19 protein-coding genes are annotated in these 19,382 nt (G+C 44.2%); all 19 read left to right on the top strand.

What is annotated here, in order from left to right; all coding sequences use genetic code 11:
- Window positions 1-525 (top strand): DUF3310 domain-containing protein, encoded by a 525-nt coding sequence (locus B1A77_RS01650; protein WP_077707720.1) that lies wholly within the window; start codon window positions 1-3, stop codon window positions 523-525.
- Complete coding sequence (locus B1A77_RS01645; protein ID WP_077707719.1) at window positions 497-751, top strand: hypothetical protein; 255 nt, start codon at window positions 497-499, stop codon at window positions 749-751. Before B1A77_RS01650 ends, B1A77_RS01645 begins: the two co-directional genes overlap by 29 nt.
- Window positions 752-928: 177 nt before the next feature.
- Window positions 929-1,315, top strand: coding sequence for a DUF1492 domain-containing protein (locus tag B1A77_RS01635; protein WP_077707717.1), 387 nt, complete (start codon window positions 929-931; stop codon window positions 1,313-1,315).
- Window positions 1,316-1,683: 368 nt separating this feature from the next.
- Window positions 1,684-2,142: a hypothetical protein gene (locus tag B1A77_RS01630; RefSeq protein WP_237301787.1), complete on the top strand. Its 459-nt coding sequence runs from the start codon at window positions 1,684-1,686 to the stop codon at window positions 2,140-2,142.
- A gap of 145 nt (window positions 2,143-2,287) precedes the next feature.
- The gene (locus B1A77_RS01625) at window positions 2,288-3,931 is read left to right on the top strand and encodes a terminase gpA endonuclease subunit (RefSeq protein ID WP_237301785.1); all 1,644 of its coding nucleotides are present in this window, start codon (window positions 2,288-2,290) and stop codon (window positions 3,929-3,931) included.
- A gap of 15 nt (window positions 3,932-3,946) precedes the next feature.
- Window positions 3,947-4,153, top strand: coding sequence for a hypothetical protein (locus tag B1A77_RS01620; RefSeq protein WP_077707714.1), 207 nt, complete (start codon window positions 3,947-3,949; stop codon window positions 4,151-4,153).
- Complete coding sequence (locus B1A77_RS01615) at window positions 4,150-5,631, top strand: phage portal protein (RefSeq protein ID WP_077707713.1); 1,482 nt, start codon at window positions 4,150-4,152, stop codon at window positions 5,629-5,631. The genes B1A77_RS01620 and B1A77_RS01615 overlap by 4 nt, the downstream gene beginning before the upstream one ends.
- Window positions 5,631-7,520, top strand: a complete 1,890-nt coding sequence (locus B1A77_RS01610; protein WP_077707712.1) for a prohead protease/major capsid protein fusion protein — start codon at window positions 5,631-5,633, stop codon at window positions 7,518-7,520. The genes B1A77_RS01615 and B1A77_RS01610 overlap by 1 nt, the downstream gene beginning before the upstream one ends.
- Before the next feature lie 29 nt (window positions 7,521-7,549).
- Window positions 7,550-7,888: a DUF2190 family protein gene (locus tag B1A77_RS01605; RefSeq protein WP_077707711.1), complete on the top strand. Its 339-nt coding sequence runs from the start codon at window positions 7,550-7,552 to the stop codon at window positions 7,886-7,888.
- A 47-nt stretch (window positions 7,889-7,935) separates the two neighbouring features.
- Entirely contained in the window at window positions 7,936-8,241 is a 306-nt protein-coding gene (locus B1A77_RS01600; RefSeq protein ID WP_077707710.1) for a hypothetical protein, read from the top strand.
- Between the two features lie 173 nt (window positions 8,242-8,414).
- Window positions 8,415-8,918: a hypothetical protein gene (locus B1A77_RS01595; protein ID WP_237301783.1), complete on the top strand. Its 504-nt coding sequence runs from the start codon at window positions 8,415-8,417 to the stop codon at window positions 8,916-8,918.
- A gap of 4 nt (window positions 8,919-8,922) precedes the next feature.
- Complete coding sequence (locus tag B1A77_RS01590; RefSeq protein WP_077707708.1) at window positions 8,923-9,396, top strand: hypothetical protein; 474 nt, start codon at window positions 8,923-8,925, stop codon at window positions 9,394-9,396.
- Window positions 9,397-9,410: 14 nt separating this feature from the next.
- Window positions 9,411-10,373 carry a phage tail tube protein gene (locus tag B1A77_RS01585; protein ID WP_077707707.1) on the top strand — a complete coding sequence of 321 codons (963 nt, stop codon included), beginning with the start codon at window positions 9,411-9,413 and terminating at the stop codon, window positions 10,371-10,373.
- Between the two features lie 11 nt (window positions 10,374-10,384).
- On the top strand, window positions 10,385-10,663 hold the full coding sequence (locus B1A77_RS01580) for a hypothetical protein (RefSeq protein ID WP_004697615.1): 279 nt from the start codon (window positions 10,385-10,387) through the stop codon (window positions 10,661-10,663).
- Between the two features lie 143 nt (window positions 10,664-10,806).
- Entirely contained in the window at window positions 10,807-10,992 is a 186-nt protein-coding gene (locus B1A77_RS01575) for a hypothetical protein (RefSeq protein ID WP_077707706.1), read from the top strand.
- On the top strand, window positions 10,982-14,176 hold the full coding sequence (locus B1A77_RS01570) for a phage tail tape measure C-terminal domain-containing protein (protein WP_077707705.1): 3,195 nt from the start codon (window positions 10,982-10,984) through the stop codon (window positions 14,174-14,176). The genes B1A77_RS01575 and B1A77_RS01570 overlap by 11 nt, the downstream gene beginning before the upstream one ends.
- Window positions 14,177-14,512: 336 nt before the next feature.
- Complete coding sequence (locus B1A77_RS01560; protein ID WP_077707703.1) at window positions 14,513-15,118, top strand: DUF1833 family protein; 606 nt, start codon at window positions 14,513-14,515, stop codon at window positions 15,116-15,118.
- Entirely contained in the window at window positions 15,102-15,428 is a 327-nt protein-coding gene (locus B1A77_RS01555) for a C40 family peptidase (RefSeq protein ID WP_077707702.1), read from the top strand. Before B1A77_RS01560 ends, B1A77_RS01555 begins: the two co-directional genes overlap by 17 nt.
- Window positions 15,429-15,431: 3 nt before the next feature.
- Complete coding sequence (locus B1A77_RS01550; protein WP_077707701.1) at window positions 15,432-19,382, top strand: host specificity factor TipJ family phage tail protein; 3,951 nt, start codon at window positions 15,432-15,434, stop codon at window positions 19,380-19,382.

Here is a 19,382-nt window from a genome sequence, read left to right as displayed (position 1 = left end):
ATGGGTCAATTTATAACGGCAGGATTAATCGTAGTAATAGTGTGTTACACGACTATTCAAGTTATAGATATCATTGATAATCGAAAACACAAGACAGTATATGAGCTAACCCCAGGTAGATTGTATGAGAGACCTAATAGACCACCGCCACCACCTATTAAGTTATCAGCTAATGAAACTTTAAAACGTTTGGCAGCTAACGAAAATCTAAAACGATTACAGAATGTATCGAATCAATCAGGATTAACAATAGAGAAAGTTATAGCAGATAAATCTCCTAATCGCATAATTAATCAATGCGATGATATAAACCACCCAAGCCATTATACACAAGGAAATATCGAGGTTATCGATTACATCGAAGACAAGAAACTAGGGTATCGATTGGGTAATGTAGTAAAGTATGTATCCCGAGCTGGTCATAAGGACGATGCTATTAAGGATTTGAAAAAAGCCCGTTGGTATCTAAATCGGGAAATCGCAAAGAGGGAAGAACATGACAAAAGTCGAGCGACTACTAATTAACAAAGGGCACTATCTAGATGACACGTATTATCTTGTCATGGATATAGTTAAGGTTGTAGATAATCTTAAGGATAATGTTGCCGAGAGATTAGATGATGACCTGAGTGATGATGCGTACGCCATGTGTGAGGAGATGTTTACCGCTGTTGAGCAATGCAAAGCAGATATGGTAGAAGCCATCGAGGATATTGTCGAACGTATGGAGGTAAATGATGCAAAAGTGTAGAAGCAGGGCAGATGTGATTGTAGGTGCTGTACAGTCAGATTTAAGTCTTGCCATCATACGAGCCCGGAATAGACAACTGAGATCACCTATGCTATATGATAGAATTCGTGAAAGCGGATACATTGACGGATTACTACGAGCACAGATGATTATCAGTAAATATGGGGACTATCGCATATGATGGATATAGAAGAATTACAAGCTGTCCGTCATACTGAGCAGCGAATGCGTGCGTTAGAGATTCAGCTAGGTGCGATTAACCGAGATTTACATTCAGAAGCTATACAGATATGTGAATCGGGAGATGCTATGCCACGAATCAGTAAGCACTTACAAGAATGTAGGGAGGAGCTGAACAGAGAATGGGATGAATTGATTGATTCTCGAAACAAGGTCAAGCAAGTCATCAACCAAATAACTGACGGACAATACAGAGATGTACTGAATCTCAGATACATTAATGCATTGCCATGGGAGCAGATAGCTGTCGAACTAGGGTATTCGTGGCGACAAGTTCACAGACTTCACAAGAAAGCAATAGCTGAATTTGAAAAGATGGCATAGAATGGCACACTCTTAATTTAATATAATGTAAATGTAGTAGATAGCAGGCAGTGTCTGGCCCGCACAATATGTCTGCCTGCTGCACTGCCCCGGGGTAGACCTTACTTAGTTGAGGTCTACCCTTTTTTATTGAGTATCAATGATAATACCTAATTGAGAAAATAAAAATTTGGAAAAGGTACTCCGAGGGCGAAAAATGGCCGCTGGTCGCCCCCGCGCGATGGTCCTCTCTCTGTGAGAAAAATTTTCCTGTTGAATGTAGAAAGACGAATTTAGAAAGGAGTACACCTATGGCGGACACAAAACCGAGAGTGAAATTTGATGCTGCGGGCAATCTGCTCGTATCAAGCACTCAACTATGTGACCTCTTGCGGGTCACTCCGGAAATTATTTCTCGACATCATAAAGCAGGGATGCCTAAAGCCTCTGTAGGTTGGTGGAATCTCCGGGAAGTCCTCGTGTATTTAGGACAGGCGAAAGGTGATAACGCTAAAAGCAAATCCGCATCAACTCGTAAGTTAGAAGCCGAAGCAGATTATAAAGAAGCAAAGGCCGCGCGTGAAAAGAAAATGCTAGATGTGCTTAATGGCGAATATGTCCCTCGTGCCGATGTGGCGCAGGCATGGGCTAACCGAATATTGGAATTAAAAACATCGTTTACCAAATTAGGTAAGCGTATCGGAAGTGAATTCACGGATCCTGAGGAACGTGCTCGTGTAGAAAAGGTGGTGAATGGCCTTGTCGAAGAATACCTCGAAAGCTACGCACGCGCAGGCGAGTACACGCCGAAAGTCAAAGCCACGGGAAAAGGTAAGTCCAAAGGTTGACTGGTTCCCTGAGGAATTAGAGGCATTCAAGCCACCTGAAAGATACACCGTTTCGGAATGGGCGGATAGGTACAGGGTACTGACTAATATATCTGCTGAACCTGGACGATGGCGTACAGCGCGGACACCTTATCTCAAGGAGCCTATGGACAAATTCACAGACCCTCTCATTGAAAGCATCTCGTTATGTTTCGGAGCGCAGATTGGTAAGACGGAAACTGAGCTTAATATGATTGGATATGCGTTACATCAAACCGTATCTCCAACCATGATGGTTTATCCGACGGATACTATCGCGAAATTCGCTAGTGATAAACGTGTACAGCCAATGATTAGGAGCGTAGAGCCGCTTGCGGATATGTATGACGAAAGCAGTAAGCTACTAGAGTTAGACTTCGTTAACGGGAATTACATGGTGCTCGTAGGAGCGAACTCACCAAGTAGCTTGTCAAGTCGGTCAATTAAGTACTTATTCTTCGATGAAATTGATAAGTACCCAGCTTTCTCCGGTAAGGAAGCGAATCCGATTAAGCTGGCTGAGGAACGTACCAAGACATTCGTTGATAAGAAGATTGTAAGGGTGTCAACTCCTACGATTGAAAGTGGCAATATTTGGCAATCCTATATGGGCGCAAATGAACGTAAGCAGTATTACGTGCCATGTCCGCATTGCGGGGTGTCGCAGACCCTCAAATTCAAACAGATAAAATGGCCGGAAGAACACCATGGCAATGCGGATATGATACGTGATACCGCATATTATGAGTGCGAACATTGTAAGCACCGTATTGATGATAAGCATAAGATGGATATGCTCCGGCAAGGTGAATGGCTGGCGGTGAATGAATCGCAAGTTCGAGTCGTCCGGTCGGTCGCCTATCAGCTATCATCTCTATATTCTCCATGGGTCACCTTCGGGGATGTAGCGTATGAGTTTGTCAAATCAAAAGATACGCCAAGTGAGTTAATGAACTTCATCAATTCATGGCTAGCAGAGCCGTGGAAATCTGCGAAAACTAAAAGCACGCAGAACCTCGTGTTTACGCAATCGGAAGTTCCTCGAGGTGTTGTGCCACAGCATGCGCCACTACTTATCGCCTCTGTCGACGTGCAGCAGGATCATTTCTGGTGGGAGGTTAGAGCCTACGCCCATGGTGTATCAAGCTACTTAGTCGATTATGGTCAAGCAAGTAGTTGGGCAGACTTAACCGAGATACTCATCGATAGAGAATATCCATCAGAGTATGGTGAGGCCCGTAAGATTGTGAGGGCCGGTATCGATAGTGGCTACCGAACAGATGAAGTATATCAGTACTGTGCGCAGTACCCAGAAGTATGCGTGCCAGTTAAAGGTGATTCATCGCACAGTCCTCTAGCGCCGCCTTATAAGATGAGCAGCATCGAGAAGGGCGTCATCGGAGGCATGAAGCTGTACGTAGTGAATACCGATTACTGGAAGGACTTTATATTTGCACGTATGGTACGTCCGGCTAATGAGCCTGGCACAATCCATTTATTTAAGGATTGCCCGGAGGAATATTCGGAACACCTCCGGTCGGAGGAAAAGCAAGAAATCCGAAATGTAAAGACCGGAGCAGTTACAGTGCAATGGAAACCATTAACCAGTCATCCAACAAATCACTTGTTGGATACGTGTGTATACAACGCCATGGTGGCGGACTCGGTAGGTGTTAAATACTTACCCGAATATAATCTGGATACCGATGAGGAGGACGAAGATACGGATGTTGAAGACTTTAATGCAGATAGCCGAGGTTGGTTTAGCTAAGAAGGAGGTGAGACCATGAGCGCAAGAGAAGACTTGGAGCGTATTCGAACGATAATCGAGGAAATCGAGACGAATGGATACGCCGAGATGTCTGTAGGTGGTAAGCGTTTTAAAACGCATGACCTACCGACATTATATGCCCGTGAACGTGAGTTAATGGTTCGCGTTGATGATGAGGAATGTAATAGCACGACATCCTACGTGTCATGGGAACGACGATGAACATACTTGATAAGGTAATAGCTTATTTCAATCCAGAGCGTGCTGCTCGCAGGGCATATTTCCGTAGTTCGCTTGAACGTGGATATGATGCGGCGTCAACAGACCGATTGAGTGGCGACTGGATGCCAGTATTTGGTACAGCTGAACAGGTAGCATCAGGCCAACGTGATTTGATCCGCGGTCGTGCACGTGCAGCAGAACTTAATAGTGACCTCGCTGAAAGTGTTGTATTGGCATTACTACGGAATGTAGTAGGTACCGGAATAAAGCCACAGTGCAAAATTAAGACCCGCGCAGGAAAGCTGAATGAAAGACTCAATAAGAAGATTGAGGAGGCTTGGTCTGACTGGGTGGATAAAGAGAATGCGGATATCAGAGGGATATCTACGTTCTACGAATTGCAGGAAATGGCTCTGCGCCGAATGGTCTATGACGGGGAAATCTTAGTTAATATGACCTCCGAAGGCGCAGATATACCACTATCATTACAGCTTATCGAGGGCGAGAATATCGGAGCCGTATCGGTAAGCGAGAATGGCAACAGTATTGTTAATGGCGTGGAAGTTAATAAATACGGAAGACCAATAGCATATCACGTATTCCAAACAGACCCGTTAGGAATACGGTCATTTAATGAGGCACGATTACCAAGTAATAGGGCTTTCCTGTTACATAAGCCTCGTAGACCTAGTGAACTGCGCGGGGTTAGTATGTTAGCCCTCGTATTAAAGCGTATTCACGACGTAGATGAATACATGGATGCCGACCTTATAGCGGCTCGTGTAGCCGCATGTTTCGGCGCGTTCGTAACAAGTAATACTGGGGGTAACCCGATGGTTGCAAGTAAGATTGACAGTAAAGGCAAAAAAGTCCGCTCGATGGCACCAGGGATTATCCAGCATCTACGTGCCGGTGAATCTATTTCGTTTGCGGAGCCTAAGCGAAATGCAGGAACCGCATCAGAATACTCAGCGACACAAACAAGACGCATAGCGTCAGGTATGGGTCTAAGCGCGGACATAGTGACGCGCAATATTAGTGGTAACTTCTCCGCAGCTCGGCAGAATATGCTGGAGGACCAGCAATCATTCAAGCAGATGCAGCGTTTTATAATTGAGCATTTTTGTATGCCGGTATGGCGGGCTTTCATTGAAGCGTGCTACCTGAAGGGAATTATCCCGGCCAATGACTATGCAGCGAACCCAAAACTTTATAAAAAAGTAGCGTGGTTAGCTCCAGGCTGGTCTTGGATTGACCCTGTTAAGGAAGTTAATGCTAACAAGGAAGCGATTAAGGCAGGACTCACAACGCTCGAGGATGTATGTAGTGCATCAGGTAAGGACTGGGAAGAAGTATTAGAACAGCGGAAGCTGGAACAAGACCGCATTAAGGAATTGGGTGTTGCCCTTGATATGAATGGGGACATAACGAATCTAGCGGATGATAACGCCACTGATATGAAAGGAGATGATAGCTAGTGGGGAAATTTGCAAAGAATCAGCTCTTAGGTAAATATGCCCGAGAGGCGCAAATTACAAACATCGAGGCGAATGATGACCGTACCGTCGAATTGTCCTTTTCCTCTGAAGAACCATATGAAAGATGGTTCGGAACAGAGATATTGTGTCATGACGAAGGATGCGTTAACCTAGACCGATTTAATAACGGTTTAGGAACATTACTATTCAATCACAATCGCAGTGCAGTTGTTGGTCACATCGATAAAGTGTGGATTGAAGATAATCGCGGCAAGGCGATTGTTCGATTCGATGAAGATGATGAATCTGAAAAGATTTATCAAAAAGTGTTAAAAGGCACGTTACAAGGTGTGAGTGTCGGATATGACATAAGTCGATATGAGGAATTAATCGATTTCGATTCTAAAAGCTCCAATGGTCGTTTTACCGGCCCAGGATATGTAATTACAGGCTGGGAACCATTGGAAATTAGTATTGTGTCCGTCCCTGCAGATCCAAGTGTAGGGGTAGGCAGAAGTGTAGATGATAATGAGGAGGAACCTATGAAAGGTGATGCAAAAGCAAAAGGCACTGAGCAAAACGTGCCACAAGTAGTACCGGAAGTACCAGAGTCCGGAGTTAAAGGTTTTAATGCGGATGACGCTAAAAAATTGATTGCAGCAGAACGTGAACGTGTATCCACAATCACTAGCCTATGCCGTGATTTCGAAGTTGACGGTGTAGATGAATTCATCAAATCCGGCAAATCTGTTGCCGAAGTTCGTGAGGCAGTAATGGATGCGTTGCGTGAACGCAATAAACCAGTATCCGTTAAAGTTGGTGAAGCAGATTCTGATAAGTTCCGTATGGCTATGCAAGATGCTTTGATGATGTCTGCAGGCATCCCTGTTGCGAACCCTGCACCAGGCGCAAATGAACTTCGTTCTATGTCCTTGATGGAATTAGCTCGTGAGTCTTTAGTTCGTGAAGGATTAACCGCTAACTATGCTGACCGTTTGGAATTGGCTCGTGAAGCTATCAACTCCACGTCTACCTTCCCAATTGCTTTGTCTAACGTAGCAAATAAGTCCTTGGTACAAGGCTATGAAACTGCACCGACTACATTCGATGCATGGACCGGCAAAGGTAGTAATCGTGATTTCAAACCGGCAAAACGTATTTTACTTTCTGAAACAGCTGAATTGAAACTCGTTCCTGAAGGTGGACAATTCAAGGATTCTAAGTTGGAAGAAGCTGGTAACGACGTTCGTGTATTAACATACGGTCGTACATTCAGCTTAACACGACAAGCTATCATCAATGATGATTTGGGTGTGTTCAAAGATATCGCTTCCAAATTTGGTCGTTCTGCAAAGGATACCATCAACAGCATGGTGTACGGATTGCTAACAGGTAATACCGTATTGAGTGACGGTAAAGCACTATTCGGTACTGACAGAGGCAACTTGGCGGCTACTGGTGCTGAATTAAGTGTTGCCTCCTTATCTGCGGGTGTAGCAGCAATGCGCCGTCAAAAGCATATTGGCGAAAATCGCAATTTGAACATCGCACCTACATATTTGATTATTCCGCCAGAACTCGAAGCATTGGCTTACGAATTGGTTAAATCCACAGTGGACCCAGCTCGTAGCAATGGTACAGTTAACCCATTCGGCGGTCGATTCACTATTGTAGTTGATGCGGCATTAACAGATCCACACGCATGGTATTTAGCAGCTCGTCCTACAGATGTTCAAACTATCGAAGTAACGTACTTGAACGGTGTTGAAACACCTCGATTGGAAACACAAACAGGCTTTAAAGTTGACGGCATTGAGTACAAAGTAGCAATGGATTGCAACGCAACAGCGCTCGACTTCCGTGGCTTGTACAAAAACCCTGGTAAATAATTAGTAATTGATTTAGGAGGTAACTAGATATGGCACAATTCATTCAAGAATTAGATCGTATTGATTTTAAAAATACAGCATCCGATATGATTGCCGTAGGGGACATTGTCCCTGTCGGCAAAATGCACGGCGTGGCAATAACTGATATTGCTCCTGGTGCAATCGGTGCGGTTAAGGTCACAGGATGTTTTACAGTTGATGCAGTTGTGACAGATGCATTTGCAGTAGGTGATGTTGTGTATTTTGATAAAACGCAAAAGCGTGCAACTAAAACAGACACAAATCCAGTATTGGGCATTGCCATTTCTGCAAAATCTGCAAGCGCTAAGACTGTTGATGTAGCTCTTTGGCCTAATGTAGAAAAGTAATGTAAGGGCGGGCATACGCCCGCCTACTTCATAGGAGGTAATGCACTATGAAATTAGGATATAAGCCTAATGCACTGCTTTCTGTATTTGGCGAAAAGATTACCTACAAAGGCCAAGCTATCAAAGCTAGCGTGGAGATTGGCGAATATGATGGCAAAGGTTCCGGATTTGTCGATAAAGCATTAGCTGATAAAGCTCAGATTTGGGTGCGTGCTAAGGATGTTCCCGAACCTCGGTCAAAAGACGAAGTGTATATCAATGGCGAGAAATGGTACGTTGATCATATTTCCAATTTTGACGGTACGATGTATTGCCTTGAAATCGTGCATAACGTGAGGGCGGTGAGACCGTGAGTAATGAACCTATTACGATTACAGACACAGCCACGCCGTATCTGAATTTCATTGCAGAGACTAAACCGGACTGGATGCGTAAGGCATTAAAGTCAACAGGTTGGATGATGCAAAAGGAAATCAAGCAGGGCATTCGGTCAGGTGCACCGGGCGGACGTAAGTATCCTAACTTCATGGCGCCCGCGCGACGTGCTGCATTTGAGTCAGCATTTGGTGCGAAACTTCGGAAAGCTTATCAAAGCGGAGGACGGGCAGAACGGGAAGCCTGGGGCTCGAAATCGCGAAATGCCTTACTTGATATGGGTATTAGCGCCAGGACAATCGGCTACAGTCCTCTCGGTAAGCTATCGAATGCAGTCGGATATCAATATGACAAAGGCAAGCAATCCGTCCGTGTCGGGTGGTTATCAAATTCGGCTAAACGGTTAGGTGAACGTATCGAGGAAGGATACACCAAGCAGATTACGGAGCCTATGCGCAAGAAGTTATTTGCTGCAGGTGTACCGTTACCGAAGGGAAAATCGATGTTCAAAATTCAGCCGCGTCATACTTATGGTCCTATGAAAGCAGCGTTACAGCCTAAGCTTAAACCTTATATCGAGGATAAGATAGGCGACTACGCTATATATGGATCGGTAGCACAATCTGCATCTCGACGTAACTACAAGGTAAGGTGATTTGATGCAACAGACAATTCCACTGACGCGCATCGTTGAGCGATGGGCTGAGGCCTTAGCGAATGATGAGGCGTTGACTAAATTTTGTAATGACAAATACGGAAAGCCGGCGCAACTGTATGTCGGATATGATGACGTCGAAGCACCGCTTGAAGAAGATTGCCCTTGCATCATATTACTGCCAAGTAGTAAAAGCGAAGGGCTTGCGGATACTTACACATATTCATTAATAATCGTTTGGGGTATTGTCCATGAAGGCGCAACTCGTGTTAAGAATATCATTCGATACGATGGAGCGCTAGAATCAGATAACCTAGGGCAGTTAATTATTGAATGCATTTGTAAGGTGAATCCGGCGTTCCCAGTAATCGATATTGACTATGAATTAGACTCAATGAATTGGCGCCCGGTGTTTACTGGTCGTTTAACAGCTACTATAGAAATTCCGCATGTAATCGGCGGAAATATTGAATATTAAAGGAGGAAATGCATATGGCAACAGCAAAACGTGCACAGGGCTCTCAGTCCCATGTGGCGATTGCGTTTGAGGCGGATTTTGGTACAACGCCAACCACTGGCGGTGTAATCACTCCGATTATTTCTAGCTCCGTAAAAGCTAGTCAAAATTTAAACGACTCCACCGTAATCCGTGGAGATCGTAATCCTGCAGCGCCATTCCGTGGCAACATTGACACGTCCGGTAGTTTAACCGTGCCTGTTGGTGTAATCGACATCGGATATTGGCTAAAAGCTGCATTCGGTCAACCGACTTCTAATACAACTGGCCAAGCACCAAATAAGAAGTCTGAGCACGTATTTAAAATCGGTAATACGATGCCGTCGTTAACTATTGAACAGGGCTATCCTGATGTTAACGTGTTCCAACAATTCGCCGGTGTGCGAGTTAGTAAATTAGGCTTTAAATTTGGCGGTGATGCTGAATTAACTGCATCTGTGGATGTAATGGGCTGTAAGGAAACATTAGCGGCCACTACATTCGACGCCGCAGCAAAAGCAGTTAATTTCCTACCATTCCAAAATCTAAACGCAACAATTAAAGAAGGCGGCGTTACGGTAGCCAACATTTTAAGTTGCGATATCAATTTTGACTTTGGCTTGGACGGTGACTCTTACGCTATTGGCGGCAAAGGTTTTAGAACATACATTGACCCAGGTATTGCGACTATTTCAGGCACGGTTAAAGCGTTCTTCCAAAACAAAGACCTTTTGAATAAGGCGGTTAACGGTACGGAATCCAGCTTGGAATTACGACTCGAACAAGACGACTGGTCACTTACATTTAAGTTGCCTGAACTTGTATATGAAAGACAATCCCCAGGTATCGATGGCCCTAGAGGCGTTAATATCGAATTACCGTTTAAGGCGTACTACCGTGCAGATGCAGGTAAGTCCGCTGCCATCATTACATTAGTTAATAACCAAGAACAATACTAGGAGGTGCCCATATGGCATTTGAAGATATTAAATTAAGAGGTTTAACATTTGCTGAGCGTAGCGAATTGATTAAGGCTGAATTAGATCCGTTATACACACCACTTCCGGAAGAAACCCCTGAACCGGCTAAATTATTGTGGTATCGCGATTTAGCCGAATGGATTATGAAAAATGTGTATAAGATGTCTGATAGTGAAATCGCAGAAGCACCAAACGATGGCGTTATGGAATTAGCAATTGAAACTATGCGTTTCACTAATGAAAAAAAGGCTGAAATCGAAAAAAACTAATTGATGCGTGGAGTTGGCTCAACTCCGACAAACCAAAATACTGCTCTGATTGTATCAAGATGCAACGTGAGACTAAACAGAATTTTGACTGCTCGGAGTGTGAGTTTAATTCCCCGCATCAATTAGATGGAACGAGACAAGCAATGCGAGTATACAACGCTAGTCGTATGCAACGACGATGGCATTCAGGCGGTATTGCAGGATTCGATATGCCAGCGGTATTAGAAGTGGCGAAGGCTTATGGCATTGAGCCACTACCGCACCTTATCGACTTACTCGTATTATTAGAAGCCAAAGAATTGGAGGTGGCGCACAAGAATGGCCAATAATTTAATTGACATTGTCGTTCAGCTGACAGATAAAAATACGGAAGCCGGACTCAAGAAAATTACAGCTAGTGCTGAAGGCGCCAAATCCGCCCTTGGCAAAATGAAGAATGACCTCATGGCGATAGGTGCTGGTGTCGGTGTTGTAGGCATCGGTGCTAAACTTGCCAAGGAGGCTATCCAATGGGACGTAGCTGTTAAAAAGTTATCAGGCATTACCGGTGCTACGGCAAAAGAAACCAGTGAACTATTAGCAGTGGCCAATTATATGGGCGTTGCTATGGAGGATAGTGCAGGTGCCTTTGCTAAGTTTTCAAAAAACGTCGGAGCGGCCAAAGAGAAAATGGAAGTCGCTCGGGCAGAGGGGAAACTCGGCACTGATATATTCAGTAAATTAGGCTACACGCTTGAAGATATCAAGGGTAAGAATACTGTTGAAGTGTTCAAGATGATACAAGAACGCTTAAGAGGGATGAAGGACGGGGCTGAGAAGACTCGTGTCGAAATGGAACTCTTTGGACGTACTGGGTATCAGATGCACGCCATGCTTAATATGTCCGCTGAACAGATGGACAAAGTGGCTGAACGTGCCAAGGCAATGGGGCTTATCATCGACGATGAGACTGCAGCTAAATCTGCAAAGCTAAATCGGGAATTAAAAGATTTAGAGAATACAGGGAAAAGGCTTGCAGTATCTATCGGCCATGAGTTAGTTCCTGTTTTTAATGATTACGCAAAGGGCGTGTTAGACGTTGCTAAAGAATTCGAGTCGATGACCGCTGAGCAGAAGGAAGCTATCGGCGGAATTGTCAAATTCGGCGCAGAAGCAGGTGCAGTAATCGTAGTTATGAGGTCACTAACCAGCGCACTCGGATTTATGCGATTAGCTACAATTGCTGCTGCAGGTCCTTGGGTAACATTGGCTACGGTAGCAGGGCTCGCAGCTAAGAACATATATGATGCAGTGTATGCATCTAAAACCGCAGGTTCTTATCTAAATGTAGAAGTTGATGGTATGAAGGCCCATCGGAATCTGAACTCCGATAAGGGCACAAGTGAAGCATACATGGCAAACCACGACGGAAGGTATTGGGTTGAGGATAGTTCCTTCTTCGGTTTTTTTAAGAATGACCGCTTAGCTACAAAAGAAGAAGGCGCTAGAATCGATGCGGCTTTAAAGCAAAAAGAAGAGGCGGATGCTGCGAAAGCGAAACTCGATGAAGATCTTGCAAAAGCGAAAGCGGACCTTGCTAATGGCGGATTAACGAATACCGAAGCTATCAATAAGGCAAATGAGGAAGCAGCGAAAGCGGCTAAAGCCCAAGAGCAGGCAGCTAAGAAAACTCAACAAGCGGCAGAGAAGTTAACGAGTGCCGTGGAGCGTATGTCTGAGTTATATCGGTCTCTTACCTTGCAGAGTTTACAAATTGACGGCAGTCAATACGAAATCGATAAGTTAAATGCTAAGAACCAGTATGAAGCTAACAATAAGAATATTCGTGATATCATCCGTTCTGTTTCTGGATTGAGCGGAGGCGTTACAGGGGAAGCCGTGAGTGTGCTAGATGCGGCTAATGAGCAACTTGGCAAGGCATACGAGTTAGGTGCTGATGGTACATGGGCAACGGATTGCGGAAAGCTGTTCTCTGATTCGGTATTGCAGGCATTTGGTAAGGACGTACCTCGATATGTCCCATCTATCATGGATGCAGCTAGAGCCGCAGGTGCATGGCACGATGCAGGCGACGGGTACACGCCTAAGGCCGGCGATGGTGTAGTTGTACTTGGTGATAATCACATCGTCATTAGTGATGGTGCAGGTGGATATACTGGTGCTAATTCTAGTACTGGTGTAGTTAGCAAGCCGAGTGTATCAGGCGATTTCGGTACTATTACAGGATATGTAGACACTAGCTTATTAGCAGGGCATACCGGTGGTGCAGCCGCAGATACAGCTGGAAGCGCAACGAACGCTAAGAAATTAGCCGAGTCTGACCTAACTGCTTCTGTTCGAGCTAAGAATGAAGAGGTGTACCAAAAGCGTTTAGCTGAGGCACAGCGAAATCAAACTATCCGTGTTCGCAAGATGAATGAGGATATTAAGAAACTCGATTTCGAACGCACAGGCGACCGCTTGCAATTACTCAAAGCCGAAGCCGAAGCACAAAAAGCTCAAATCGATGATAACGTTCGCGAGTACACAAAGGCTGTAGGCGATAAGGAACTCGCTGAAAAGAAAGCTCAAGCGGAGCGTCTAAAATTGGCGTCTGATACTGAGCAGAAAATCAGAGAGTTAGCCTACACGCAAACGAGTGAAACCGTTGACCACTTAACTAACATGGTTACACTTGGTCGATTATCTCGCAGTGATGCGGATGCACTACTTGCTGAAGAGTTAAAGACCTATATTGACTATGCACGTAGTGAAGTCAATGAGGCCCAGTTAACAGCTACGCAAAGACTGCAAATTGAAAAGAACCTATTAGAGTCTCAACAGAAGCTATGGGAACTTGCAGGTCGCAGTCTGAAAACGAGCCTACAAGAAGCAGCACGCCAATATAAGCAAGAGACTACCAATTATGCTGATTTAGCTAAATCGACTTTTGACAGTACGATGAGCTCTATCAATTCAGCATGGACAAATAATCTCGAGGCTATGGCAACAGGAACGAAGTCGTTTAGTAAAGGCATTAGGGACATATTCAAGGATATGACAAATGCCATTATTAAGATGATGATTCAACTAACATTCCAACAATATGTAATGCCTAAGTTACTAAGACTATTCGGCGGAGTCGTTAACGGCATCGGTTCTCTAGGTGCTGCAAAAGGAACGTCATCCTTTGCCGGTGGTAGTTCGTTTAGTTCGGTGTTTACGGGAAATCGATTTGCTGCTGGAGGAAAAACAAATCCAGGACTTATGTTGGTCGGTGAAAACGGACCAGAACTATTACAGTCCTCTGGATCACACCGCATTTACACGGCGAGCGAAACCCGTAGATTGATGGGCGGTACTACAAGTAACAACGTAGTTGTTAATATCGTTAATCAGTCTGGTCAAGAACTCGAAAGTAAGCAACAGAATTCTCGGTTCGATGGTGAGAATTATGTTATCGATGTAGTAGTTCGTGCTATGGAATCAAACAAAGGAGGTATGCGTGACGCTATCAAGGCATCCGCAGTATAACTATGGCAGTATTTCCAGATATTCGGTGGCCGATATACCCAATTCAGGAGACTACTCCAGATATTTCGTATAAAGGCCAAGTTGAAAACATGACGCTAATCACCAGGAAGAAGACGACAAAGGCCCGACGGACATATTCCGTCGGGTACAAATTGCCAACAGCTGATTACTATAAGCTTCGGGCGTTCTATGACGAAGTTAACTGTTCGGGTGTATTCGACTGGGTACATCCAGAAACACGGGAAACACTAAATGTACGATTTGCTGATCAGTTAGACTTTGCGGCGAATGACTACGGAGTGTGGCTGGGAACCGTGAAATTACAGGAGGTATAACATGTTACCGCTCTCAACGGCATCGATTTTAGAGAAAAACCAAATATCGGCCACAGGTGTGTGGTTAATGCTGTTAGAAATATCCTATAAAGGGGATACGATTCGATTGGTATACAATACGGAGAATATCCAATTTCAAGGCAATACCTATATCGCATTTCCATTTACCATTCAAGATGTTACAGAGAATGCGACGGATTTACCTAATATCAAGCTATCCGTGTCTAACGTGACTCGTACAATTCAGCGCATGGCAGAGTCTAATAATGGATTCACTGGAGCCAATGTCATCATTCGCGTAGTGAATACGAACATACCTGGTGTGTGCGAGCAAGAGGAGCATTTCGTAATTACGGGAACCCATGCGAATGCTGAATGGATGGAGTTTACGTTGGGGACTGACTTTAGTTTCACTCGACGATTCCCATTAATTCGTGTGATGAAGGATTTCTGTCCGTTCAAATTTAAAGGAGTTCAATGTGGATATAAAGGGCGCGAAACTCAATGCAATAAAACCCTAGCACGATGTCGTGAATTGGGGAACAGTACACGATTTGGCGGAGAACCTACTATACCGCAAGGAGGACTGTATGCATCCAATAAGTGACTTGACTGATATCATAGGCACCCCATTCTCGGAAATGAAATGCTGGGATGTAGTTGTTGAGGTATATAGGCGTAGCGGAATACCACTACCCGAATATACCCAAATCCAAATGGATGAATGGCGCGAGGTTCGTGAGCCAATGCCAGGGAGTGTTTTGGTATTTGCGCTATATGGTAAAAATCTCGATCATGTAGGGGTTTATCTTGGTGAAGGTAAATTTATACACGCTACTGAACACAGCGGCACCTGTATAGAGCACATATCAAAGTACGTGCCTCGATTGAAGCACATTTATGAAAGGAAGGAGTAGCAGATGGTTAACGTAATTATTATAAATAATCCGTTCAAGCCAGAGCAACGGGATACAAAATATTTGCCATTTAAACAGGGCAAGTCTATCAGCTATTACTTCAGTGCACCTGGTGAATGGGTGTACTCAGTAAATGGACATGAGGCGGCACCAGATACAGTTGTAAACGATGAAGACTACATTGTAGTAATGCCCCGAGTTGAGGGTAAGTCCTTTGGTATTCTTCTATCAATAGGGCTGGCTGTATTTACCGGGGGTATTGCTTCGGGTGCTATCTTTGGTATACAAAGCTTAATTTGGCGGTCAGTAATTGCTATGGCGGTAGGGATGATAGGTAATGCTATTGTCTCAAAGCTAACTGCTCCTAAGGTTGACCGTTCGAATTCCGAACAGTCAAATACATATGGCTGGGGAGGTACTGAAACTGTTACTGGGCAAGGCTACCCTTTAGCCGTAACATATGGCCGAATGAAAAGTGCGGGGATATTATTATCCCGCCATGTAATTAGTGATGGTGAAAAGCAATATCTTAATCTTTTATACTGTGCGGGTGAGGGCGAATTATCAAAAATAGAAGATATTAGTATTAATGCTAACCCAATCAGTAATTATAAAGATGTGCAGGTGGATATCAGAAAGGGCACAAATGACCAAACAGTTATCCCAAATTTCAATGATAACTTTGCGGATCAATCTCTAAACTATGAATTGACTGAATCATGGAATACGCAACAGGTACAAGGCAATGCGTGTGACGCGATAGAGTTAACTGTTGGATTTCCAAACGGATTATATTATTCAAATGATAGCGGCGGCGCTGACCGTACGTCTGTCACGTTGAAAGCAGAAATTCGTAAGGTAGGTGATGAGTCCTGGCAGGCATTACCTTTAGCAAATCAAAAGGGAATGGCCGGGCATATTAAGCGCCGTGACGCGTGGAACTTTATTAAGTCAGATAATAACGTGACAAATACATCTGATTACGCAGGACGAATTGAAGAGGCGACAAATAATGCGTTTTATCGTGTATTTCGCTTTGACAATCTCGAAAAGGCGCGTTATGAAATCCGTATGCGATGCAGTGCGAAAGATGGAAAAAGCCTGCGCCATATCAATAAGGTCTACTGGGTACAGCTAACCCAAATTATTTATGACGATTTCGTGCATCCGGGGAAAGCCCTCATTGGAATTAAGGCTTTGGCTACATCTCAGCTAAGCGGTACCGATCCAAAAGTAACATGGATTCAAGAACGTTCAGAGGTGTATGTGTTCAATCCGTACATCAATAAGTATGAAGCGCAACCAGCTGACAATCCGGCTTGGGTTGCTTATGATTTAATCCACATCTGCCGTAAGATTGGCGGTGAATATGTTGTATTCGGACAGCCCTATATGCGCCTTGACTATAACGCATTTAAGGCATGGGCAGATAAGTGCAATACAAATGGATTTACATTCAACTATATATACGACACCGCTATGCGATTATGGGATGCGTTAAAGTATCCAGAAGCAGTAGGTCGAGGAAAAGTAATTCCTGTAGGAACCAGGTTCACATGCGTTAGCGATTATCAATCTACACCAGTACAGTTGTTTACTGTGGCCAATATAAAACACGGCAGCTTTACTGAAGAGTTTCAAGGTGTGGAGGCTAGGGCTAACTCTGTTGAAATATCGTTCCTTAACAAGGATAAGGATTATGAGCGAGACGTCATTCCAGTATATGGGGATACTTACGACGAGTCGGATACGCTAACAAATCCGGCACAAGTTGAACTCATGGGGTGTACTAGTCTTGAGCAGGCCTATAAACACGGTAAGCATTTCTTGCGATGCAATAAATATGAAATACGTACTGTGACAATAGAGGCGTTTACCGATGCCATAGCGTGCACGGTAGGAGATATTATTCTAATTCAGCACGACATACCTGAATGGGGCGAGGGCGGTCGTGTGGTTGCGGTAAGTGGACAGACGATTACACTCGACAAGGAAGTGTCGGTACAACCAGGAAAGAATTATCAATTGCTGATTCGTAGCAACTCTACGGATATCGTCTCTACGTTTAATGTAGTAAATGTATCAGGTCTCAATGTGATTGTTAAAGAGGCTATACCGGTGCAGCCTGATGCGGTATATGCATTCGGAGAAATTTCTAAATCGGCTAAGCCATTTCGTGTGTTGGCTATTACAAAAACACTATCAGAAATGACCCGTAAGATCCAATGCATGGAATATTATCCAGAACTCTATGTATCAGATGATGGCACGGTGCCAAGTATTGATTATACAAATCACGGTGTATCTGATATTCAAGCAGTGGGATTAGTGAGCGATGTATACGGTGCTAACGGCATCATGTACTCACGTATAGGTGTAACATGGCAGTTACCTCGAGACGGAAAAGTCTCAAACGTAGTCGTGAATTACCGAAACGTAAAAAGCGATACGTGGACATATATCGGAAACTACCCAGCATCCACAAATACTACCACGATATCTGATGTGCTACTAGGTGCGACCTATGAGGTGCGAGTGCAGGCTATTAATGAGTTAGGACAGTTAACTACTGGCGTAACAAAATCTATAGCCATACCTAAGATGCAAGCACCTGAGGATGTGCAAAATTTGCACGTACTCAGTCGATATAATCAGACTGCCGATAAAAGTGTTTACTACGACTTACAAGTGCTATTTGACCCGCCTAGTAATCCTGCCAATTTCGATGTGGCCGAGGTTTGGTATCTCTTAAAATCAAAAAGTGGAAAACCTGTAGCGGGGCAAGAATGGCAGTACGCTGGCAGTAGTAATAGCCAGGTTATCATCAAATCATTAGGTCCTGGTGAGGAGTATCGAATCAAAGCAATCTCGGTTGACCGATTTGGCAACCGAGCAGAAACAGCCCAAATGGTTGATGTGATAGTCAAACCTATGGATGCGATACCTGCCATGCCTAGTAATTTTGGTATTGCGTTCGGCAGAAATGCCACCGCATCATGGGATGAGGTGCTGAATGCTGACGTCGACTATTACGAATTACGTACCGATAATAATCCTGGTAAAGATACGAATGCTTTATTGGCAAGAGTTAAAGGTACATCTGCTGTACTTACTCTATCTAAACGAGCGGATACTGTTTATTTATATGCTCGAAGCACGTTGGGCAAATACTCGACTGCAGCAACATATGAGTATAACGTTCCTCAGTTGGCCGCGCCTGAGCTTGTAGTAAAAAGCCAGTTAGGGGGATTTAATCTTTATTTCTCAACTAAACCAGCACAAGCATATGCAATCAGATGCCACGTGATCGGAGATGAACGCACCGATGCTTTTGAAACTACTAGCACCATGCTGACATATTCGAACTCAGCCGGAATATACCGGATACGTTGCTCGTTTGTTGATGTGTTCGGAGATGGATTCGTTAACGAGAAGCAAGTCGTGATTAAGACACAAATTGATGCGAGCTTGCTAGATCTTGAGTCTCTCGGGCTGAATAAAGTTGATGAGCGAATTAAGGAGCTTGATAAGAAATTCAATACGAATTCTAAAGAGACCACTAGAAGAATTACGAATTTGGCGTCACATACGGAATCTCGCATTACTGAGTTAGCTGGTAGCATCGATTTACAAGTTAAAAAAAGTATTGGTGAGATTGATGGTGGTGAGTTGGTGTCTCGCATTAACCTCAGTCAGTCCGGGGTATACATTGCGGGGAAATTGATTCACATCACTGGAGCGACTAAGTTCGATGACAACGTCATTGTTAATAGGATGATTCAGGCTAACGCAGTCACTGCCGATAAATTACAGGTTGATAATTTATCGGCGGTGTCCGGTACAATCGGGTTACTTCGTTCGAAAGAGACCGGCGCTCGTGTTGAGATTCAGGATAATCTTATTACAGGTTTTGATGATGATAACAACCCTCGGATTAAACTTGGGTGCTGGTAG

This window comes from Veillonella parvula, assembly GCF_002005185.1.
In the GTDB taxonomy this organism is placed as follows: domain Bacteria; phylum Bacillota; class Negativicutes; order Veillonellales; family Veillonellaceae; genus Veillonella; species Veillonella parvula_M.
This window is presented reverse-complemented; position numbering and strand designations above follow the sequence as displayed.